At 35.6% G+C, this 23,878-nt stretch carries 15 protein-coding genes; 4 read left to right on the top strand and 11 right to left on the bottom strand.

The window, feature by feature from the left end; translation table 11 throughout:
- The 7 genes from K5X82_02700 to K5X82_02730 all read right to left on the bottom strand — a co-directional run bounded on the left by K5X82_02700 (position 1) and on the right by K5X82_02730 (position 12,969).
- On the bottom strand, positions 1-1,599 hold the full coding sequence (locus tag K5X82_02700; protein ID QZT37816.1) for an alpha-L-fucosidase: 1,599 nt from the start codon (positions 1,597-1,599) through the stop codon (positions 1-3).
- Between the two features lie 6 nt (positions 1,600-1,605).
- Positions 1,606-3,045, bottom strand: coding sequence for a sulfatase-like hydrolase/transferase (locus K5X82_02705; GenBank protein QZT37817.1), 1,440 nt, complete (start codon positions 3,043-3,045; stop codon positions 1,606-1,608).
- 62 nt (positions 3,046-3,107) lie between these two features.
- Entirely contained in the window at positions 3,108-4,688 is a 1,581-nt protein-coding gene (locus K5X82_02710; GenBank protein QZT37818.1) for an arylsulfatase, read from the bottom strand.
- 5 nt (positions 4,689-4,693) lie between these two features.
- Positions 4,694-6,916 (bottom strand): right-handed parallel beta-helix repeat-containing protein, encoded by a 2,223-nt coding sequence (locus tag K5X82_02715; GenBank protein ID QZT37819.1) that lies wholly within the window; start codon positions 6,914-6,916, stop codon positions 4,694-4,696.
- A gap of 480 nt (positions 6,917-7,396) precedes the next feature.
- Positions 7,397-7,654 (bottom strand): T9SS type A sorting domain-containing protein, encoded by a 258-nt coding sequence (locus tag K5X82_02720; GenBank protein ID QZT37820.1) that lies wholly within the window; start codon positions 7,652-7,654, stop codon positions 7,397-7,399.
- A 370-nt stretch (positions 7,655-8,024) separates the two neighbouring features.
- Positions 8,025-9,767 carry a RagB/SusD family nutrient uptake outer membrane protein gene (locus K5X82_02725; protein QZT37821.1) on the bottom strand — a complete coding sequence of 581 codons (1,743 nt, stop codon included), beginning with the start codon at positions 9,765-9,767 and terminating at the stop codon, positions 8,025-8,027.
- 13 nt (positions 9,768-9,780) lie between these two features.
- Complete coding sequence (locus tag K5X82_02730; protein ID QZT37822.1) at positions 9,781-12,969, bottom strand: TonB-dependent receptor; 3,189 nt, start codon at positions 12,967-12,969, stop codon at positions 9,781-9,783.
- Positions 12,970-13,415: 446 nt separating this feature from the next.
- Here K5X82_02730 and K5X82_02735 point away from each other — a divergent pair, with 446 nt between their 5' ends.
- Complete coding sequence (locus tag K5X82_02735; GenBank protein QZT37823.1) at positions 13,416-13,589, top strand: hypothetical protein; 174 nt, start codon at positions 13,416-13,418, stop codon at positions 13,587-13,589.
- A 742-nt stretch (positions 13,590-14,331) separates the two neighbouring features.
- On the opposite strand, the gene K5X82_02740 is transcribed toward K5X82_02735, so the two are convergent.
- From K5X82_02740 to truA, 4 genes are all read right to left on the bottom strand, one after another.
- A complete protein-coding gene (locus tag K5X82_02740) occupies positions 14,332-14,478 on the bottom strand; it encodes a hypothetical protein (GenBank protein ID QZT37824.1) in 147 nt (48 codons plus the stop codon).
- 492 nt (positions 14,479-14,970) lie between these two features.
- Complete coding sequence (locus K5X82_02745; protein QZT37825.1) at positions 14,971-16,524, bottom strand: beta-N-acetylhexosaminidase; 1,554 nt, start codon at positions 16,522-16,524, stop codon at positions 14,971-14,973.
- Between the two features lie 163 nt (positions 16,525-16,687).
- Entirely contained in the window at positions 16,688-18,451 is a 1,764-nt protein-coding gene (locus tag K5X82_02750; protein ID QZT37826.1) for a DNA2/NAM7 family helicase, read from the bottom strand.
- Between the two features lie 64 nt (positions 18,452-18,515).
- Complete coding sequence (gene truA / locus K5X82_02755; protein QZT37827.1) at positions 18,516-19,328, bottom strand: tRNA pseudouridine(38-40) synthase TruA; 813 nt, start codon at positions 19,326-19,328, stop codon at positions 18,516-18,518.
- 125 nt (positions 19,329-19,453) lie between these two features.
- On the opposite strand from truA, the gene K5X82_02760 reads away from it, so the two are divergent.
- From K5X82_02760 to K5X82_02770, 3 genes are all read left to right on the top strand, one after another.
- A complete protein-coding gene (locus K5X82_02760) occupies positions 19,454-21,574 on the top strand; it encodes a M3 family metallopeptidase (protein QZT37828.1) in 2,121 nt (706 codons plus the stop codon).
- 247 nt (positions 21,575-21,821) lie between these two features.
- Complete coding sequence (locus tag K5X82_02765; protein QZT37829.1) at positions 21,822-22,862, top strand: GMP reductase; 1,041 nt, start codon at positions 21,822-21,824, stop codon at positions 22,860-22,862.
- Between the two features lie 88 nt (positions 22,863-22,950).
- Positions 22,951-23,859: an EamA family transporter gene (locus K5X82_02770; GenBank protein ID QZT37830.1), complete on the top strand. Its 909-nt coding sequence runs from the start codon at positions 22,951-22,953 to the stop codon at positions 23,857-23,859.
- The last annotated feature ends 19 nt before the right edge of the window (positions 23,860-23,878 follow it).

Consider the following 23,878-nt stretch of genomic DNA (forward strand, 5'->3'; position numbering starts at 1 on the left):
TCAAGTTTGTAGAGGTAGAACACCATTAGTTCCATTCAATTGATTTTCTAAAAGTTCACCTTTCACCTCTATTCTAAAAGAGAGTGCTACATTATTTGGCAATTTTTTAGGCAGATAGATATGTAATCCATCTTTTTCTCTTTTGTATTTCACCTTGCCATGACCTAAAAGATGAATGGATTCAATCTGGTTTTTATCTGAGATCTTCACTCCTTCTTTTAAAGTCTTGATGCGACACTCACGTCCAAGATCTGTTCCTAAGAATGTTGCATATAAAGTATTATTCTTTGCAGTGAATCGTACATCTCTCTCATTAAATAATGCAGTGTTTGGTTGAATCTCACGAGATTTCTTACCGGTCTTAGGCTGTGTCTCTGAAAAAAACAGATCCTCTAGGTGACCTTCACCATAGACAACCCAAGGTTTTGTTCCGTAAATAGCTTCACCATTTTGATCTAACCACTTACCAATACCTAGAAGCAAATCTTCTTGGGCCTTATCAAAAGTTCCATCAGGACGTGGATTCATTGACAATAGTAAGCCTCCATTACGAGCAACAAGATCACAAAGACGAACAATCACGTCTCTCGACTTTTTATATTTAATTCCTTTGTTCCATTGCCAATCACACCAACCGACAGCACTCGGTGTATCGTCTTCCCATGGCCAGTCGACAAAAGAGGGACGATGGGCACCATTTTCGTAACTATAGATCCCAAAGTTTTTACCAAAATTCCCCTTGTTATGAACACAGACCTCTTTTTTTTGATCGATTCCCATATTGAAGAAATGTGAAAGAATTTTTTCGGTTCCAAACTTACCACCGCCACCATCAAACCATAAAATGTCTGGTTTGTATTTGTCAATAAACTCTACGGTTAAATCATAACGATTTTTAGCAAAACGATCTTTCGTACCCATATACCAGTAGTAGTTCCAGTTCTTTTCGTTTAACAGATCGACATTTGCAAACTCTTTCTTTCCTTCAAAACGTTTGGTTACATTCTCAAAATGCTTATATGTACGTCCATGATGGAATGTTGCAATAATCTTTAGATCCTCAGCACGTAACTCCTTATATATATCTGCAATGAGATCTCGTTTTGGCCCTGTTTTTCCAGCACATAGATCCGTAATTTCACTGTCCCACATACAGTAGCCATCGTGGTGTACAGCGCAGATACCAGCATACTGTGCACCTGATCTTTTTATTAATTTTGCCCAATATTTAGGATCGAATTTTTCAGCTTTAAATTGTTTCGCAAGATCCTTATATCCGACACCATTGCGTATATCTCCAACATTTTTGCGAAATAACTTTGCCTGTTCGCCACGTTGGTTGGTCTGATAGTAACCTAAATAGCCCGTAATGTAGTAATTAGCCCAATTTGGACGAGTATAATCCCAGTTTCCCGTTACGGAATAGACCCCCCAATGTGCATAGATTCCAAATTTTGCATCCTTAGCCCATTGCGGGACTTCATGCTTACGAAGAGATTTCCAGTTGTCTTGGTAATGCTCTGTCTTAGGAGTATTCTTCGCCCCGAGTAATGAAACAGATAGAAGCAAACATCCTGTTAGAATAATGTTTTTCATCATTGATTATTATTTTATTTTTAATCCCTGCCAGCGATCAACAGGTTGGTAGTTTGTATTATTGTAGTCATTCCCTTTTTGGCTATTTTGACATGAAGCATTCCAATCTTTTAGATAGGCTTTCATTTCAGAAACTTTTTCTGGATACTGACTTGCAATATTATTCCCCTCAGAACGATCTTCACGAAGATTGTATACCTCTTTTAACTTGCCATCTAATACAACAAACTTTAAGTCGTTGTCAATGATAGCACCTTTCCCTTTATACATAAACGGAAGAGGTTTGGGACGTGTTTTAGAAGATCCATTGAACATAGACATCAATGAAACACCATCGACTGGACGATCTTCAATATTATTCAGAGCTAATCCATCGACTAATGTAGGTAAGTAATCAAGTGTTGACGAGATGTATTCTGAACGAGTATTGGCTTTTATTGTTCCTGGCCATACCATAAATGCAGGAACACCAACTCCTCCACAATATAAACTACGTTTACGACCTCTTAATCCAGCAGTAGAACCTTGTCGTGTACCTGCACGTTTTCTACCTTCTGGACCATTATCACTACAAAAACATATGATCGTATTCTCCAATTCCCCTATTTTCTCAAGGTGTTTTATTAATCGGCCGACTTGATCATCAAGTGCAGTGACACAGCCATAATAGTTTTGTTCTCCCAAACTATACTGGGAATATCGTGCTTTGTATTCAGGTCCCGCAACAACAGGCTCATGAGGAGCATGAAACCAAACAACACTAAAGAAAGGTTTATTTTCTTTTTTTGCATTATCTACGAAAGGAAGAACACGATCCATAATTACACGCGAATCATCGCCATCAAGATTATCTGTAACACGTTTTCCGTTATGATAATACTCATTCTTCTTGTATCGCTTACCTACTGTAGGATTCCAAGTCGCCACAGCAGATTCAGTGACAAAGGCATCATCATACCCATGGTGCCATGGTGGACTAAAATTTAAGACTGGCTTTCGTTTTTTTCCCTTTGATGACACTCCCTTAACAACTGTTCCTAAATGCCACTTTCCAAAATGGCCTGTTTCATAGCCTTTGTCTTTCAACAAATCAATCAACGTTATTTCTTCTTTTGGTAAATGTCCCACATTGGCAGTATATATTCCATATCGGCTATAATGCCTACCCGTAAGACAAGTTCCTCTAGTGGGAGAACATACAGGTCCTCCAGCATAAAAGTTGGTGAAGGTTACCCCCTTTTTAGATAAAGCATCAAGGTTGGGGGTTTGAATAATTTTATTGCCATTAAACCCAACATCTCCATAACCAAGATCATCAGCCATGATGAGAATTACATTCGGGCTTTTTTTCGAGTGTGTTCTCTCACTCTTAGATACGCTGTTTTCAGAACTTTTGCACGAAAACAGCATCAATGAGGAGAGTCCAAGGACTGTACAAAGTTGTTTCATTAAAGATAGTTTAGTTCAAAGGCAAGACACAGATGACCTTGCCTTCTTTATGTTGTGTTAGTTTATTGAATTAAATCTTTAATTTCACGAAGTTGACGTCTTTTGGTCATATCACCATAATTCGCCACAGGTTCACCTGGAGTACTTCGACCATTATTGATATATTCTGCCATAAGCAATTCTAGCTCTTTAACCTTATCAGGATACATCTTAAGAAGATTATTTGATTCGTAAGGATCTTCCTGCATGTTAAACAGTTGAATCTTTCCTGGATTTTTTACTGGCTTATCTTTAGGGTCTTTACGACGTGAACCAGCTCCTTCATGTAGAACTAATTTCCAATCTCCTTGACGAATAGAGTAATATCCTCCATCAGAATGATGAATTACCCCTTGACGCTTAGTGTCATCTACGTTCTTGCCATAAAGAGCTGGTAGAAAACTATAACTATCCTCTCCTTCATTGTTTCCAAGTTGGTCCCCCATTAAATCTGAGACAGTAGCCAGAAGGTCAGTAGTACACATTAGGTAGTCACTCCTTTTATTTGATTTTACTTTGTTTGGCCAATGTGCAATAAATGGAACATGATGTCCACCCTCATAAAGTGTCCCTTTGGTTCCACGGAAGAAATAACTAGAGAAGTGATTGTTTTTTTCGAGAAGTTTTAGGTTCGCTTGTGGTGACACGCCATTATCAGCAGTAAAAATCACAAGAGTGTTATCAAGAATTCCTATTTTGTCGAGTGCTTTCATTACACGCCCAACGGCATAATCAACTTCCATACAAAAATCTCCATGTGGAGCAACACCACTTTTTCCTTTGAATTGCTTATTCGGAACAATTGGAGAGTGAGGGGCATTTAATGGCATATAAACAAAGAATGGCTTGTCCTTATCTTTCTTTTGAGTTTGCTCTATCCAAGAGATCGTTTTATCTGTAAAATTAGTTAAGACTTGATTTTGAACAAAGTTCTTGTCAATCCAACCATTACGTGCCCCAATAAACCCATATTTTTTGAATTCTTTCCTATCCATAATGAGCTCAAAATCGCCCTTCATCTTATCACCTTCGATATAAGCATGAGGTGCCATATTTAAAGAAGCTGCAATTCCAAAATAGTAATCGAACCCAACACTTAAAGGCCCATTTTTAATTGGTTTCTTTACATCAACATTTTCACCAAATGTCTGTTGTACTTTCTTTCCATCTACTGATGTCCAATCCATACCTAGGTGCCACTTACCGACACAAGCGGTTTGATAACCTTTTTTCTTTAGATAAGATGCTACAGTTGTTCTATTTGGATCAATCAAGTGATCACTATGTCCCTGAAGAACTCCACTCTTCAATCGAGTTCGCCAACAATAACGACCAGTAAGAATTCCATATCGAGTTGGTGTACATACCGATGAGTTGGTATGTACATCAGTAAACATCATTCCACCTTTAGCCATCTGATCTAGATTGGGTGTTGGGAATTGACATTTTGGATTGAAAGCTTTTACATCACCATACCCCATGTCATCTGCAAGAATGTAGACTATATTAGGTTTTTTCTTATTCTTCTTTGCTTCAGCCATTTTTGGCATTGCAAGTCCCGTCATTAGTAAACCTAAAGAGGCATACAACTTTATACTCTTCATATATATTATTTTTTTATCTCTGCTAAAGCTTTATTATCTTCTAACAAATATTTCTGAGGATAGTCTTTAGAGACACCATAATTAGAAATAGAAACATCAAATGGTTTGAATCCTATTTTTTTGATTAATTTCTTGTTTTTCATACGGTAATCAAAATGCTTAAGATCTGTAAATTTAGGATCCATAATCACAGCGTGTTCCTCTATACCATTCTTCTGTTTCAAAGCAACATCTTCTTTCGCATTAGGCCAGTAATAGCAATTATAGTCCATCTGATACTCATAAGGAATTGATTTCTTTCCTTCCTTATGGACAAACATTCGTCCCCACTTAAATGTCGTATTCGGAACATACTTGTCTGATGTATTGTAGAATATATTGTGTGATATCGAAGAGGTAGGTTCAAAATATTGTTGCGGATATGCCCTAAAGTGGATGCCTTTACCACAGTTGATCAGTATATTGTTTTCTATTGTATTAATACCTTTATGGATAATCCCAATATTCTTTACATTTACCAAAAGATTGTTGCAGATCAATGTACCATCTTGCCAATCATCAGTACGAATACCAACATAAGGGATATCATACAGATAGTTGTTTCTAACAACATTACCTAACCCAGCTCCTGATACATTTAGACTTGAGCCATCGCTAAGCTTCAATAGAGTACGTTCTACACGATTGTATTCTATGATATTGTTACGAGCATGTAAGAAAGGAGCATATCGCTGAATGATCGTTTTAGTACTGTCAATATTAGGCATAACTTCTCCCCAACGAATAGTACGCGAGGCTTCATCAAAATTACATTCATCCTTTAAAAGGATCTGACATCTGACTCCACAAATCCCAACAGCTTTTCTTGGAACATCATGGATATAATTATGAGAGATTACATTCCCTCCACTCTGCCAAGCGAAGATGGCATGACCATGATATACAATCTGACCACAATGATGAATAATGTTATTTGTAATGGTATTGTCTTTGTTCACGTCCTTCGTTCCAGGTCCATATCCAGCAAGCAGGATTCCCATATGCCCAACATAATCAATCAGGTTTCTCTCTATCTTGATGTTTTGTGCATGAAGATCTAGTCGCATCGCACTACCTCCACTATTGGTAAAATGACATGCTTCTACGCCACAACTTTCAGCTCCACGAAATCTTAATAGTGCATTTCCATAATCGAAAGTATCCCAATCATGCTGGATCCCCCAACCTTTTCTATTTTTATACCAAACGGTACGATCACCATGAGTGAAAGTCAATCCTTTAAAATAGATATTCTTAGCAGGTGTGTCTTTAGGTAGATCATAATTTACTTCACCTTCAACTTTCACTAACTCCATTAATTGTGGTGCAAAGATCGTCTTAGATGGTGTTCCAGATTTTGGCCAATAGTAAATCTTTCTCGATTGGGTATTTACACACCATTCACCAGGTTCATCTAAATAGTCTACCACATTTTCAACCCATGCATAACGATGTTTTCCACTTGAGAAAGGTAATGCATTAGCTTCATAAGCTAGATATGCTATTTTCTTCTCCATATCCACAGATTCTAACTGAATCATATTAATATTCCATGGTACTGGATTAAAGAATACTTCTACATCTGACAAATTACTCCAATCTTTGATTTGGTTTGTAAAAGGAAACATACGAAGATGAATACGATCACGATTATAATAAGTATTCTGACTATCTGCACGACGGACCTCTTCATTTCGTGGCATTTGAAATTTATCACTTTTTGCACGAGACAACCGATGATCTCCATCAAAAAGAGTACGGAAACTTTTAAGTCCTGTAGGCATATTGGCTACCCACAATTTCCCTTTTGCAGCTTTAGGAGTTCCTTTAGGATATCTTTTCACTTTTGTCCATTTGGCTATATTCTTACCAGAAGACAATATAGGCTCTTCATCTTGATAAGCTGCAAAAGTCAATTTTTTGCCACTCTTCAAAGTATGAGGTAAGCCTAAAACTAATGTATGGTTAAGCTGATATCTTCCTCCTCTTAGATATACGGTGATATCTTCATTAGGTTGCTTTCGAACAAGATATTTAACTCGTTGAGATACTTTCTGAAGACTTTTATATGGAGCCTCAAGAGTCCCCTTTGCTTTATCATTTCCATTTGGAGAGACATAGATTTGATTCTCTGCTCTGGTTGACAAAATTCCCATTAATGCAATGAGTAGAATAAAACATTTCTTCATAATACTTTTTTATTGGTCCTTTTTGATAGTTTAACGATAGTCCTTATCATCATAAATTATATATGGACAATGTAGCATCAAGTAAGTTAAATAAGTATCACAAATAGCACATGAATATTATTATAATTATAGATTAAGTCCCAAAATATATAAACCTCTACATTCATAGATTTCACACTAGACAATCGATGAAATAAGCATGCAAACTGTTACATTTTTCTATGACCCACGTTACATATCTCAATAAAAGATTAGATCAATTTAACAATATACTTACTCAAAAAGTAACATTGAAAGATATGTATTATTTAATCTACTAACATTCAGACTTGACACAAGTCTATTTCTCTATGGTTTAATACATATAAGAGAAAAGTGTGTTCTAGTATTTCATTTAAATGAAATACTAGAACACACTTTTTAGAGCTTCAATTAAACACCTACCGTATTGTAATTTATCCAAGTGAAGGAGTTAACTCACTATGTGAAGACTATTTTCTGCGATTTACCTGATGATTGGTTTCGGATAATATACACACCCGCTCTCACAGACAGTATAATCGGTTTTGATCGATCAACATACCGAAAAGTGGCAACTATTTTTCCACAAAGGTTAATTATGTAGTAAATATGAGACTGAGAGTTATTCTGTCCAATCTCAAACTCATTTATTACTGGATTAGGATGGACCATAAATCCAATTTCATCATTATATTTAAAGTAATTCCCCTCTTCCATGATGTACTGCTAATTTAATCATCTAATTTTGTTTAACCACCGTTCCATAAAAGCATATAAACATCGTCATAGTATAAAACAATCAAGATTAAATAACCTCCTTAATACCAAACAACTAACCTTAAACTATTCATATATATACTCCCATAATTTTATTTCCTCTTATACCAAGAGAACGTAAAATTATGGGAGTATATATATGAATGCCTTCCTTCTCCAACACTTGAAATAGATTTGAGAAAACATTTAAAGGCAGTCACACTCTCAATTCTTCGGAGCAATCATGCCTGATTACTCCGAAGCTACCATTAAAGTCCTTATTCTTAACTATTAAGTTGAAAGAGAATGGAAGGCAATAAGTAATCTATTATTAGTAATTTGGATTTTGAAATTTAAACCCTGGATTTCTATTCATTTCCGCATATGGTATTGGGAATAGATTATGATGTATGACAATGTTTTCAGCTGCTGGAGATTTCTTTGTGTCATCAAGCTTTGCTTGAATCCCTAAAGCACACTGCTGGAAATAAGTATAGTTCTTTGCATCTTCTCCAGATTTTCCATACATTTTTAATTCCTGAACCTCACTCACTAAACGGCCCATTCTTACAGCATCAAATCGAGTTTGTCCCTCATAACATAACTCCCACTTACGCTCTTGGTAAATAATGTCTACCATTTCTGCTTGCGTTAATGTCTCAGAAACATCTGCAGGTTGTAATGAAACAGGATATCTCACCCCAATTGGTGCAGCCATATCAGCAGAAATAGTAGAACCATTTCTTGCTCTAGATCTAATTATATTCACATATTTTGCTGCATTTACTTGATCACCTAATTCATTATAGGCTTCAGCTAAAACAAGCAAAATATCACCATAACGTAATAGTACTTGATTTTGTCCATGCTCAAAGTAACAAGGTGATGCGGACTTAAATTTCACAAAAGAAAAATCCTTCGGAGCAACAATGTTCTCAAGTTTTTGACCACTTTTCGCCCATTTATTGACATTTATGCTGATAAGCATACGAGGATCTGAGTTGGCATAATCAAGATCATCTGCAGTATATGACTGAATAAACGATTCAACAAAACCATTTGCAGTGTTCACTTTCTGCTTACCAGATGTTGGCATATTACTTGCACCAAATATACCTGACATTGTTGAACATGAAAATCCTCTTTGTGAATTATCATCCGTTAACTGCAACTCAAAAAGGGATTCTTTTCCATTTTCATTGTCATAAAAGAATGGAGCTTCATAATCATCCTCTAGACCAACATTGGCTCCGGTATTGGAAAATTCAACAAGTTTCTCTGCATATTCCTTAGCTTTTGTATAATACTCATCCTCATTAACCCAATCATACTTATTAATATCTAAGTTCCATGAGTCATTCAATTCAGAATGGCGTTTACAAGAAGCTGCAGTTAAATAAACTTTTGCTAACAATCCATACGCTGCTCCTTTAGTCACTCTCCCTAAATCAGCCGATTTGTATGTGGGGGTTAAACTGGATCCATTTTTAAAATATAACCATTCACATCCAAATTCAAGATCTTTGATGATTTCATTATATACTTCACGAACTGAAGAACGTCCAATAAAAAAGTCATCAGATGAAGTTGATTCTTTAAAATTCAAAGGTACTGCTCCAAACAGGCGCACCAAACCAAAATAACTGTATGCTCTTAAAAATTTCGCTTCAGCTATAAATCTATTTTTCTCCTCTTCTGTAAAATTAAGCACTTCATCTCCCATCTTTGAAATTCGATCAATAGCAAAATTTGCTCTCTCAATAGTTATAAAGTAACCAGAATAGATATTCTTGAACTGTCCTGTATTAGAGGTAAAAGTATAGAGATTAAGATTTTCATTCGACCGTTTCGAACCACTGACACTTGTACCAAGATCTTTGTAAAGATGAAGATCCATATAAGGAGTATTGATACGGTGTAACATTTTTCCATATACTCCATTTACAGCAGTCAATGCTTGATCTGCATTGTTAAAATAAGTATCTGGATTAATGAATGATTCTGGATGTTCTTCTAAAAGTGAGTTACAAGAAGAAAGGAACAATGTAATGATTGCGATATATATAAATTTCATGATATGTCTCTCCTTAGAATTTAATGTTAATACCTGCAGTGAAGTTCATCGTTTTAGGATAGTTTCCTTTATCAATATTTCGAACTTCTGGATCATAACCACTATAATTAGTCCAAGTATATAGATTCTCACCTTTAAAATAGACACTTAACCCACTAAGACTCATTGATTTTACTAATTTACGAGGAAAATTATATCCAATATTCACAGATGATAAACGAATATATGATCCATCTTCAACATAAGTATCAATCAACCCTCTCATATTTCGGACTCCAGGTACTGGTTGAAAGGAATCAGGATTACCAGCATCTATGATTGTACCATCAGCTGCTTTTACTTCTGGTCTCCAAAAATCTAATGCTGAATTTAAACGATTGTCAGTAGGTTTATCATATCCTTCCAATTTGGTTTTCATTTCGTTGTATATCTCACCACCATATTTGAATCGGAAACGAACTCCTAATGAAAAGTTTCCAACTCGAAAGGTGTTAATTAATCCTCCATGAAAATCTGCTTGATTATTTCCAAGCACAACACGGTCTCGATCATCGATGACTACTTTTATTGGTGTTCCATCTTCAGCATAAACACTTCCTCTTTTATCAACATCTGCAAGCTTACGTTGACCAACTTTCATTACACCACGAAACTTTCCGTTTCTATATGCCTTTAATTCTTCTTCATTTTCGATTATACCAACCTGTTTAAACCCATAAAAAGTACCTGACATTTTATCAACTAATTTTATTGAATTGCCATTGATTAAACTATTTTGACCATAACCCAATTCACGAATAATATTCTCATTACGTGAGATATTGAAATCGGTAGTCCATTGAAAATTCTTGGTTTGAACATTAACAGTAGATAGTGAAAATTCGACACCTCGGTTTTCTACACAACCAAAATTCTGACGCATTCTTTCAAAACCGATATGTGTTGGCAAAGATACATATTGCAAAATATCTCTATCCATCTTACGATAAACATCCATAACAATTGATATCTTTCCATCATTAAATCCCAAATCCATTCCTAAGTTGGTCTGTTCTGATGTCTGCCATTTTAATTCTGGATTTGCAAGGTTCTTAACGTATAAACCTGTTACAATTCTCCCATTAAAACTATAATTATCAAAACCGGTATTTGTTAGAGACTCATAATTACTGACTCTCTGGTTACCTGTCTGTCCATAACTAACTCTCAACTTCCAATTAGAAAGAAACTTAGCATTTTTTAAGAAATTCTCTTGATTGATTCTCCATGCAAAAGCACCTGATGGAAAATATCCCCACTTATTGCCAGCTCCAAATCGAGATGCCCCATCTGCTCTTATAGACCCTGTAATAATATACTTGTCATTATAGACATAATTCATACGTCCGATATACGATACCAATCCACCATCGACCTTTCCAGAATAAGGTGTTCCAGGAAGAAGACCAACACTAATATTGGCTGTATTTAGTTCATTAATACCAAACACCTTACTTTCCACACCAAAATTCTCTGAATAATATTTCTCCGTAGAGAAGGCTCCCATCAAATTAAGACTATGTTTCTTAGCAAATGTATTTGCATAGTTCAATTGGCTTGTATGAACCCCTTTTACATTTAATTTTGTTTGAAGTTTTGCCAATCCTTTTCGGCTTTTCCCCATAGCAGTTGTTGTGGGATAGAACGCTTCACTCTTCACAGAATTAATCGATCCACCTAAACTCAACTTATAATAGAAATGCTTAGTAAAAGAATACTTTAGCCCCACACTACTTATCGATTGCAATACTTTACTCTTATTCGTTACATCAACTGCAAATCGATAAGGGTTTCTCAAATCACTTAATTCTTCCCCTGTATCCTCATTAACCAGTTCCCCTGGAAGATAATCAACCTTACGAGATGGTGATGCATTGACAACTTGCTTGACAACACCAGCACTCACTTCTGAGCCATTATGTTTTGTATCCACTCCATTAGTTTCTGTATAACTAGTCTTCTCAAGAAAGTCAACTGCAAGTTTTCCAAATTCTAACTTTAATTTAACATCAGCAAGATATCTTTTAAGATCATTATTGGGGATAATACCAGTATTCTCAAAATATGACGTATAGGCATTGTATTTGAACTTCTTTACACCACCACTAAAACCAACACCGTAGTTCTGAGTTTTTCCGATACCATAAAGTTCATCTTGCCAATCCGTATCAATTCGGTTTGGATTTATTGTATCTCTGTATGCTTCTGCATTAGGGAAATTTGGATTTTCCCGAATTCCTTTCCAGAAACCATGAAAAGTCGGATCTGTATTTAACAATGAGTCTGGAGCTGTATTTGTTTTATTAAACTCTTTCCAATATCGATTATATTCAGCATGCTCTAGTGAATTCATCAAATCTAATCGACGGTCAATACGACGTACACCATACTTCGCATTCACAGTTATCTCATTCTTACCTGCTTTACCACTCTTAGTTGTAATAAGAATAACACCATTAGCTCCTCTAGCACCATAAATTGCAGTTGATGAAGCATCTTTCAAGACTTCAACGGATTCAATAGTTGCAGGATCAATATTCCCTAATGGATTTTGGTTATCATTTCCGGGAATACCTGTTTTCATACCAACAGGAGAATCATCAATTGGGAAACCATCAACAACATAAAGAGGTGCGCTACTTGCTCCAATGGAATTCCCACTACGAATATTTACGTTCAAACTAGCACCTGGACCTCCTTCTGATGTCTCAATAAAAACACCTGCAACTTTCCCTTGTAATGCAGAAACGACATCAGGGTTAGGAGTATTATTAAGTTCTTCAGATTTTACAGAAGAAACAGATCCAGACAGGTCACTCTTTTTTATTGAACCGTAACCAATAACAACTGTTTCGTCAAGTTCTGTCGTCATCGTTTCTAAGGCAACATCTAACACGGAACGACCTTTTACTGCGACACTTTTTCTTTTATATCCGATAAAAGAAAAAACTAAAGTAGATGATGGGTTAGGAGTCTTTATAACAAATCGCCCCTCGATATCAGTTATTACACCTCTTTTTACGCCCTTAATCATCACGTTTACACCTGGGAGTGTTTCTCCGCTATTGATATCCTTTACTACCCCAGTAACCTTAAACTTCTGTGCAAAAGAAGGAAAACTAAGTAATAGTACAAGCATAAACAACAAACTCTTTAATTTCATAAAATTTAGTTTTTAGTAAGTTTTGGCATACTTTGTTAAATATAATTAATATTCAAATCCATGCAACATAATTATCGCCACATTGTCATTAATCATTAATAGAAACCTACAAACTGAATCACATTAATTTTCGTGATCTACAATCGTAAATTTCCATGTAACAAATATGATTACTTTAAAAAGAAAGTATTGGTACAAACATTACAAACATTAACAACATTACATGTAATATAGACACAACAACAAATCACTCACTAAACAACTATATATCAGATTACTGAATCAAGTCATTAACTTATTTTTTTCATCAATAAAAACTACACTTTGAGATATCTATCTTATTTATTTGTACAATAAGTATCATTATCATATTAATAACTAACTTTATTTTGGCACTTATTTAGTGAAAATGACAATCATGCATGCACATAAAGAACTATTCTGTTATGAATAACATTGATAAACATATATATTCTGAATCATATCAATCATCAGACATCATTGCAATCTATATTATAAGTTGTCATATGGAATCGACTAATAAAGACAACTTCAAGGTAACATATTCAAAACCTTCTCAAGGTATTGGATTAGATAATTATGTAAGAGAGATTAAATAGAAGAAATCAATTTGAGAAAATTGAACAATCATGTAGAAGGTAAATTCGCCTTTCATAGTTCTATCAAACCACTGGACATGATTTACCATAAAGGGGACATTTGTATTTGGGGATTCTCAACCTATGACTCGCCTTCCAAGCCTTAGTTGACATTATATCATATTCCTATAAGTATCATCACTTCAAATTTACGAATAACGTCCTTGATTTTGGAGTCTCCTGTAACTCCCTTTACAATCATGAATATTTCCTATTGACTGAGCAAATACAGAGACTTACTCTCTACTTATTGGGATATCCTATATAATCGGGTAGATGGCTGGAAGATATTTTATCTTCCAGTACACCTCCCACACCACCGTACGTACGGGTCTCGTATACGGCGACTCCCTAAATCACGACTTTACTCTCTGATAATAATCACTTAGCGTAATATAGCCTGCCTTCTCCAAATTCTTATTCGTTATAGTCGTTTGTTGAATTGGACTCTTTGAAATGCGCCAATACTTTTTCCTCGTATTAGCATATTCATACGCTTTGCTCTTCAAAACTCCGATCAAATATGCCGCATCAAATAATGATAATTCGCCATCGGGCTAATACTTACCTTCTCGTAGTTCTGTTATTAAAACTTTTCGATGAAATCTGAGATAATCTTTTAATGATTCCACTTTCATCTTATCAACTCCATGACTCCTTTATTACGATAAACCTGTAAATAAGCCTTATTTAGGTTATCTGATTATAGGACATGTTCTAATAAATTATCTGTTGTAATGTTCGTTTCCATAATGGCTTCAGTTATCCCTTTGAAAGTGTGCGCTCTTGAGTTATTCTCGAGTTCCGCTCTACCTTCACTTAAGTAGCTATCTTCCGATATTTTCTGCATTGATCCCTTCATTAGGTAACAGTCTGTATTATGAATGATTTAAGATTCAGTCCTTCCTGTAAAGTGGGTACAGTACTATGACCTCGGCTGACTTCTCACAGTTAACTTTTTTTGAATGGACAGGAAAAATACACTGTATCCATCTGCGAGATCTCCCATGGTAAGGAAATTAACTTTCACTCCATCTATCCGCCACATCTACGGTATTAACTCTGTGTAGAATTCGGACTTTACTTTGTTTGGCAAGCTTATCCAGTTATATACCGCCTAATGAGATTCGTATACCTCGGATCAGAGTTTTGCATACGGCTTCCTTCAGGTTATACCTCACGATAAGCACCCTTGCCTTCTGCTAGGTGGTTGGCTCTACAAACCTCCACTACGGACTTGCACCGATTAGTTAATTTACATGCATGGCACACCAAAAAAGAGTTGTACTAATATTAGTACAACTCTTCAAAGGTGTGTGTGTATTTTGTTTATTAAGGGTGCTTATTCCTTATTCCATGGTACTTTTGGTGACTGATAATAGTTCAACCCCATGGCTTCAAAGCGTGCTTTTTGATTCGCAAGTCGTATTTTATATGTATTCCAATCTTGCTGTGATTTTTTTGACCATCCAATCTCAGCATAACCTGGAAGACGAGGGAAGGTCAAGTATTGAATATCTTTAATATCTTTTACTGTCTCTGACCATAAAGGAGCCTCAATACCTAAAATATCTGATGGAGATGTATTTGGCAAGAAAGTATCAGGGTCCCACTGATAAGCATCATCAACTTCAGTGTATCCAGCCCAATGCAATCCTAATGGACTAATCGAATCATACTGAATATCCATATAAGCTTTTGCAGCAGGCGACATTAGCAATTTGGCTTTCTGATCTAATGCCAACTTTGCGCTATGTGTTTTAACTTTCCAAAATTGAGCAACAGTATTTGGTTCTAAATTAGCTTCTGCGATATCTGCCCAACCCACAACTCTTTTGCCATGAGAAGTAATAATCTTTTGTGCTCTATTGATGAATTTTATATAGTCTTCTTTTCCTGTAACATGAGTTTCATCTCCTCCAATATGGAAATACTCTCCAGGAGTAAGCGCAACCATTTCGCGCACTACATCATCAATAAACTTATATGTAAGATCTTTATCTACAGTAAATGTACTAAAGCCTACTTTAGTACCAGTATATATTTTTTTAGGTTTATTATCTGGATTTAATTCGCCATATGATGCCAATGCTGCATTTGTATGTCCTGGCATATCAAATTCAGGAACAACTGTTATATTACGATCTAAAGCATATTTGACGATATCCTTATATTCTTCTTGAGTATAGAAACCTCCTTCTCCTCCTCCAACTTCAGTCTCAGCTCCAATTTTAGTAAGATTTGGCCATGATTTTATTTCTAATCGCCAACCTTGATCATCTGTTAAGTGAATATGAAAATAATTCATCTTATACATCGCCAAGTAATCAATAAACTGTTTCACCTCTTCAACAGAAAAGAAATGTCTCGCAACATCTAACATCGCTCCCCTATATTCATATCTCGGAGCATCTTTAATCGTACCACTCGCAACTCTCCAATCAATATTTTGCACTTGTTTCTTTTCAATGGATGCAGGAAGCAGTTGCCTTAAAGTCTGAGCACCGTAGAATACACCTCCAATATCTTTTCCTTGAATAATAATTTTATCCTCAGTGATCTTCAATTGATAGCTATCATTTTTTGATAATTCATTCGATAAACTCAACAAGATTTGATTCGATTCTGCATTTTTACCCTCTACAATCTGAATATCAAAACCTGTCGCGGGTTGTAATATTCCTTGCAGTACTTTAGCTGTATTCTTTAATGAAGGTTCTGAAACAACGATCTGGGTATTTTTATTCAATTGAAATGAAAATCCATCTGCATTGATCTCATTAGGGATAGGAATTAAACTTGCGTTATTTAAATCCATCGGGACTCTTTCTTTACAACTCATTAAAGCTGTAGAGGTGATCCCCAATAATAATAGTGTTTTCTTAATATAATGCATTGAACTATGTTTTATGATTTAATTCCGAATAAATGATTATATCACAAAACTATCATGAAAGGCTCCACTCCTAGAAGTAAAATAATATAAATTAGTGTAAAATACAAGATAATACATATATACATTGTATCTACAAACATTACTAAACAGCTTACACACAATACTATTTAGAAGTATGAACTTTAGGTAATGATTCAACTATATCACAAAAAGTCATCATTTTATTATCATTCGGAAACCGTTGTTTCAATTGCGTAAAGACATTGGGATTACCAACCCAAATCATCTTAGTCTTTGCTCTAGTCATTGCCACATTCCATCTATTAAGGTTAAAATAGAAATCTATACCATGAGATATATGATCAAGACTACTTATTACTAAAGAAAAAAAGATAACCTCACGTTCTTGTCCTTGCATGCGTTCAACGGTATCAACTACAATTGATGATAGATCAACTTGTTTTTCTTTACAATTGATCTCAGAAAGATGTTGGGATACCAAACGCGCATGAGCTCTATAAGGTGTGACCACACCAATGTTTTCAGGTGGCATTCCTGCATTAATAAGGACTTCTGAAAGTTGTCGTATCACCAATGCTTCTTTCTTAGATTGAACTTTACAACGTGAATGGTTTGTCTCAATAAAAACTGAAGCTAAATCTGGATCTGACAAGAAGGAAAACCGAGGCTCTACATCCCTAAGTCTAATTCTATTTTTAGCAATTACATCAGCACTCTTGAGTCCATCATTATAGAAATATCGACTCGGTATAGAATTGATAATTTCATTCATTCGATAGGTTGTTCTCAGCATCGTGCCATTATACTTCTCTGTTAAACATTCAAAAGCAGACCGGATCACCTCTTTCTCAGTATGCGAAGCAACTAGTACTGGAGGCATTTGTTTATGATCGCCTATCCATACTGTTTGCACACACGATAACATAACAGAAATGGCTAAAGGTTGGGTTAGCTGTCCCGCTTCATCAATTATAGCAACATCAAAACGGAGAGAACCAACTCTCTTACTCCTTAAACTCATAGGCGAAGCCCCAACGATAATACCTGTATTCAAAGAATTATAAGGTGATTGAATAAAATATTCAAAATTATCAATTGTAAAGGATTCCGTAATTAGATCTTCGGCCTGTTCTATTGGACCAATTTTAAACATTTTACGATAGCTCTCTAATGATCGCACTTTGCGTAGTGCATTATTTATGGCTCTATGTGTAAAAGCTGTAATTAAAACATTCTTTCCTTGTTTAGCCAAATAGAGAGCTAAATAAGCCAACACCATTGTTTTCCCAGTACCCGGAGGCCCCTGAATCGTATAGTAATTAGAAGTATGTAATGCATTAGTAAAAGCAATAGATTGACTTTGATTAAATCCATATTGCTTCATGTTCGTTTCCACCAAGTCACTGTTATAAGTTGTAACTACAGGAGCAATCATTCCTTTTAATTGACCAAATATATCATTGCCAAAGGGAGTATGTAATACAGATTCAACAGTATTTTTGAGCATGTGCCTTAAATCAATTCGATCAGGATCTAAAATCCATCCAGAACTATTATGAGTAATATTAACTAGATTACAACCATAACTTGCTTTTATCTCATAATACCCTGGATGCTCTTTTGTTACTTCACAGCAAAAATAGTTTATTTCAGGGTCACCTTTATGAAGTCGAATACGGCTTCCTGCACGTAGATTTGAATTATTATATGATAGCTTCAAAAATGCACGACCTCTTCTAGACCAATCAATACCATCTAACACAGTCCACACAGTAATATTGTCAATTGCATGGCCTAGTTCTATGCGTTCGTCTATTGTTAAGGCCCAAATATCCTCAACTTGCTTATTTTGTGCATCACATTCAGCATCAATAAAATCTTTTAACTGATCTATATAACTCTCCATGAAACCATACTCTTTGTGACTATAACATTCTTTTTAAATAAAATAAATCTACTGAACTACAATTCTAGCGAGGATTAAAATACAATCCTTGAGATTGGTACTCTAACAGTTCTTCAATCTCCTCCCTATAACCAATATCTACCAAAAAAAGAGCTTCTCCGGGAGCTGATGCGCCTGCATATTTACGATCTCGTTTCTCAATAATAGAATTAAATTGTTTTGGACTTAATTTACCATAACCAACGTCTAATAGTGTTCCCACAATAGCTCTTACCATATTACGTAGAAAACGATCCGCTGTAATAGTAAAAACAGCAAAATTTCCATTCACTTCCCAATATGCGTGAGAAACATCACAAACACTTGTTTTATTATCTGCCCCACTTCTCTCGAAACTTTCAAAGTCATGATGCTTAAGTAAGAAAGAAGCTGCCTCATTCATATATGTAAAGTCAACTTTCTTAAATGGCTTAAATGCATAACGAAACATAAAAGGATCTTTTTCAAGAGACAAGAAGTACTTATATGTTCTATGTGTAGCATCAAACCGAGCATGATCATCATGATCCACTTTAAATATTTTCTGCACTGAAATCCCTTTGCCAAGAAACTTATTCAATTTATAAGCAAAATTCGGGTTATCCAATCTATCATTATCGGCATCAAAATGTGCGACATAAAGAGAGGCATGAACGCTGGTATCAGTTCGTCCTGCTCCTGTGACCTCGATTTTCTCTCTCGATATCGTAGTCAGAGCCTTTTGTAGCTCTTCTTGAACCGTTATAGCATTAGGTTGAATCTGCCATCCGTGAAAGAATTCCCCATTATATGCTAATTGAATAAAATATCTTTGTTGAATACTGACTTTTGTTTCCATTATTATCTTCTTATTTCTGCAAATTTAAGCAGAACTGTTTACGTACACTAAGAGAATGCACAAATTTTAAAAACAGAATCTATTTTATATTTTTACATGATTAATAGATGAGATTAAACAATGTTATGAAAAAAACTATTTTAACACTAATTACAGCAGGGACGTTAATGACCTCATGTTGTAATAAAGAATGTAAAACACAAGACGAGGCGAATCCTCTTCTTTCAAAGTTTGAGACCCCATATGGAGTACCACCTTTTGGCAAAATCAAAGACGAAGATTTTCTTCCGGCCATCAAGAAAGGTATGGCATTACAAAATGAAAGAATCGAGAAGATCGTTTCCAATACAACAAAACCGACCTTTCTAAACACTATTGTTGCTTTAGAAGAGAGTGGAACTGAATTGGAAACGGTTGCTCAAATCTTTGGGAACCTTCGTTCTGCAAATACAAATGATCAAATCGATGCTACAGCAACAGAGATATCGCCTCTGATGTCTAAACATAGCGATCAAATCTCTTTCAATGACAAACTTTTTGCCAAAGTAAAGACAGTCTACGATAACAAGACTTCATTCAATCTAGATGAAGAAGATACTCGTTTGCTAGAAAAAACCTACAAAGGTTTTGTTAAAAGTGGTGCAAACCTTTCTAAAGAAGACAAAGAAAAAGTTTCTAAAATCAATGCGGAACTATCTCTTCTTTCCATTAAATTTGGAAAAAATCTTCTAACAGAAACCAATTCTTTCACTCTAGTAATTGAAAATGAAAAAGATCTTTCTGGTCTACCTGAATCAATTCGACAAGGAGCTGCTGAAACAGCAAAAGGAATGGATAAAGAGGGAAAATGGGCATTTACACTTCAAAAGCCTAGCTGGATTCCTTTCTTAACATATGCTGACAATCGTGCTTTAAGAGAGAAGTTATACAAAGCAATGTATAACCGTGGCAATAATGATAATGCAAACGACAACAAAGAGGTAATCAAAAAAATCGTTGCATTACGTGCTCAAAAAGCAAAAATTATGGGATACAGCAACTGGTCAGAACTTTGTCTCGATGATCGTATGGCAGGAACTCCTAACCGTGTATTTGATCTACTCACAAAAGTATGGGAACCTGCTATTGTTCGTGCAAAAGAAGAAACAGCAGACATGCAAAAGATGATTAAATCGGAAAAGAAAAACTTCAAACTTCAAAGTTGGGATTGGTGGTACTACTCAGGAAAAGTACGAAAAGCAAAATACGATCTTGATGAGGAGCAAATTCGTCCTTATTTTGAACTTAACAATGTACGTGAAGGTGCATTTATGGTAGCCAATAAACTATATGGTTTAAAGATCACTGAGATCAAAGACATTCCAGTATACCACCCTGAAGTAAAAGCATACAAAGTAAGTGAAAAGGATGGTTCTTTAGTTGGAGTGCTTTACACAGACTTCTTCCCAAGAGCAAGCAAACGTGCGGGAGCATGGATGACAAGCTACCGTAAAGAATATAAAAATGACAAAGGAGAAAGAGTTGCACCAATCATCTCTATTGTATGTAATTTCTCTAAACCCGTTGGTGACAAGCCTGCCCTTCTTTCATATGATGAAGTAACTACACTTTTCCATGAGTTTGGACATGCACTACATGGACTTCTATCTCAATGCAAGTACTATTCCATCTCTGGAACTTCTGTCGAAAGAGATTTTGTTGAACTTCCATCACAGGTAATGGAACACTGGCCCGCAGAAGCGGAAGTTTTAGCAATGTATGCAAAGCACTATAAAACGGGAAAACCAATGCCAAAGGAGCTTATTAACAAACTTGTTAAGAGTAGTACTTTCAATCAAGGTTTTGCGACAGTGGAGTATCTAGCGGCGTCATATCTAGATATGAAATATCATACATTAAAGGATGCAAATATCGAGGACGTAAACAAATTCGAGGTTGATCAAATGAGAGAACTTGGATTGATTGAAGAGATTATTCCTCGTTACCGTTCAACATACTTTGCACACATCTTTTCAGGAGGATATTCTTCCGGATACTATAGTTATTTATGGGCGGAAGTATTAGATAGTGATGCATTCGAAGCATATAAAGAAACTGGAAACATTTTCGATCAAACTACAGCTTTAAAATTCCGTCAAAATATTCTTGAGCAAGGTGGAAAACGAAAAGCTATGGATATGTATAAAGGTTTTAGAGGAAAAGAGCCAAGCATCGATCCTCTTCTAAAAAACAGAGGATTACTATAAACAGTAGATCATAATTCGAAGTAGAGGCAAATGCATTAAGTATTTGCCTCTTTATTTATACTTCCTATACACTAAAATAAATTCGTACAATCACAAAACAGCAAGTCTACACCCTATTGATAAATCATAAATATTAAGACTATTACCTCTTGTGTTAAAAAAGGATTAAAATAGACTCTCTTCTTCGACATCTTTAAAGAGAATACCTATCTTTAGATGTTTTTTAAAATAAATATATTTTCAAGTTATGAGAATCGAGAACGAACTTAAGTTAGGTTTCAAAGATGTAATGTTTAGACCCAAACGATCGACTCTAAAGAGTAGATCTCAAGTGTCTCTCGAGCGAACGTTCAAATCAATGCATGCAGGTGTTGAAATCAAAGGAGTTCCTGTAATGGCTGCCAATATGGATACTGTCGGGACTTTTGAAACTGCCCTTGCATTATTTGAACATCAACTTTTTGTTGCAATCCACAAGCACTATACAATTGAACAGTGGAACGAATTTCTTAAAAATGCTCCTAAAGGTATTGAGAATCATATTGCAGTCAGTACTGGAACTGGAGCTCAGGATGCACTTAAGGTTAAAGATATCCTTACTGCAAATCCTCAATTAAAATTCATATGTATTGATGTGGCCAATGGCTACTCAGAACATTTTGTCTCTTTTGTTAAAAATATGAGACTACAACATCCTGACAAAGTTATTATCGCAGGAAATGTTGTCACTGGCGAGATGGTTGAAGAGCTACTACTTGCTGGAGCGGATATGATTAAAGTCGGTATTGGCCCAGGATCCGTATGTACAACAAGAGTTAAAACAGGTGTAGGTTACCCTCAACTTTCAGCAATTATTGAATGTTCTGATGCAGCACACGGTCTTGGTGGATTAATCATTGCTGACGGAGGATGTGCTATTCCTGGAGATGTTGCAAAAGCATTTGGTGCTGGTGCTGATTTTGTTATGCTTGGTGGAATGCTAGCTGGTCATGATGAAAGTGGCGGAGAAACAGTAGAAGTCAATGGGAAGAAGTTTAAGAAATTCTACGGTATGAGTTCTTCAACAGCAATGGAAAAACATGCTGGAGGTGTTGCTGAATATCGTGCTAGTGAAGGTAAAACAGTTGAAGTTCCTTATCGTGGTGCCATAAAAACAACTGTTCTTGATATCCTAGGTGGTATCAGAAGTACATGTACCTACGTCGGAGCTGCAAAATTAAAAGAGCTCTCAAAACGTACAACATTTATTCGTGTTTCGGAACAGGAAAATCGTGTCTACACAAAATAATATCATTCTATATTAAGGAAACAATAAGGGAGTAGAAAAACTCCCTTATTTTATACCATTTACACCATAAGCTATTACTTTTGCGGCCATGTGGATTTATTATGGTTTATTGGCCGCATTATTCCTTGGCTTTCATGGAATATGCAAGAAAATTAGTGTAAAGGATAACAAGGTTATTCCTGTTCTATTTTTAACTTCTTTATCAGGACTCATTTTTATTAGTCCTATCTATTTCATTTCAAGATTACAGCCTGAATTAGCACAAAATTGGGGATTATATATTAACCCAATTGAAGCAAAAGACCATCTTTTGATCTTTTTCAAATCTCTGTTAATGACCTTCTCATGGATATTAGGCTACAGCGCACTTAAACACCTACCTATTAGCATAGTATCACCGATACGAGCTGCAGGGCCATTCTTCACCCTATTAGGAGCACTGTTTATCTACGGGGAGAGCCCATCTATAATTCAATGGGCTGGATTCACTATGATATTAATATCTATGTGGCTCTACTCTAAAATAGGAAAGCTAGAAGGAATAGACTTTAGGCGTAATCGTTGGATCATTGCTATCATTCTAGCTACTCTGTTTGGTGCCTCGAGTGGATTATATGACAAATTTCTCATCCAATATCAATCATACGAACCACAAACCGTGCAATTCTGGTTTTTCTTCTATGTTGTAACATTAGTTGGGATTGTCTTATTATGGATGAATTTCAAACAACCAATACAGGTAAAAGGTATTCAATGGAGGTGGTCTATTCCATTTGTAGGAGTACTTCTTGTCCTTGCAGACTTCAGTTACTTTCATGGACTTCAAAACAAAGAGGCAATGATCATGCTTCTCTCTGCAGTAAAAAGATGTCAGATTTTTATTGCTGTATTCATTGGAGGGTGGATCTTCAAAGAGAAAAATAAAAAGAAGAAGCTGATACCTTTACTAGGAGTCTTTATCGGTGTACTAATGATTCTTTTTGCGACAACAATATAAAATACAGTTCGAACAAAAA

Source organism: Prolixibacteraceae bacterium (assembly GCA_019856515.1).
GTDB classification, from domain to species: Bacteria; Bacteroidota; Bacteroidia; order Bacteroidales; family Prolixibacteraceae; genus Halosquirtibacter; species Halosquirtibacter xylanolyticus.

Coding starts and splice junctions, on each gene's coding strand:
- K5X82_02725 (QZT37821.1), bottom strand. CDS start 9,767: ATGAAATTTATATATATCGCAATCATTACATTGTTCCTTTCTTCTTGT.
- K5X82_02760 (QZT37828.1), top strand. CDS start 19,454: ATGAAAAAAACTATTTTAACACTAATTACAGCAGGGACGTTAATGACC.
- K5X82_02730 (QZT37822.1), bottom strand. CDS start 12,969: ATGAAATTAAAGAGTTTGTTGTTTATGCTTGTACTATTACTTAGTTTT.
- K5X82_02750 (QZT37826.1), bottom strand. CDS start 18,451: ATGGAGAGTTATATAGATCAGTTAAAAGATTTTATTGATGCTGAATGT.
- truA (QZT37827.1), bottom strand. CDS start 19,328: ATGGAAACAAAAGTCAGTATTCAACAAAGATATTTTATTCAATTAGCA.
- K5X82_02770 (QZT37830.1), top strand. CDS start 22,951: ATGTGGATTTATTATGGTTTATTGGCCGCATTATTCCTTGGCTTTCAT.
- K5X82_02715 (QZT37819.1), bottom strand. CDS start 6,916: ATGAAGAAATGTTTTATTCTACTCATTGCATTAATGGGAATTTTGTCA.
- K5X82_02710 (QZT37818.1), bottom strand. CDS start 4,688: ATGAAGAGTATAAAGTTGTATGCCTCTTTAGGTTTACTAATGACGGGA.
- K5X82_02735 (QZT37823.1), top strand. CDS start 13,416: ATGAATAACATTGATAAACATATATATTCTGAATCATATCAATCATCA.
- K5X82_02740 (QZT37824.1), bottom strand. CDS start 14,478: ATGCAGAAAATATCGGAAGATAGCTACTTAAGTGAAGGTAGAGCGGAA.
- K5X82_02720 (QZT37820.1), bottom strand. CDS start 7,654: ATGGAAGAGGGGAATTACTTTAAATATAATGATGAAATTGGATTTATG.
- K5X82_02705 (QZT37817.1), bottom strand. CDS start 3,045: ATGAAACAACTTTGTACAGTCCTTGGACTCTCCTCATTGATGCTGTTT.
- K5X82_02700 (QZT37816.1), bottom strand. CDS start 1,599: ATGATGAAAAACATTATTCTAACAGGATGTTTGCTTCTATCTGTTTCA.
- K5X82_02765 (QZT37829.1), top strand. CDS start 21,822: ATGAGAATCGAGAACGAACTTAAGTTAGGTTTCAAAGATGTAATGTTT.
- K5X82_02745 (QZT37825.1), bottom strand. CDS start 16,524: ATGCATTATATTAAGAAAACACTATTATTATTGGGGATCACCTCTACA.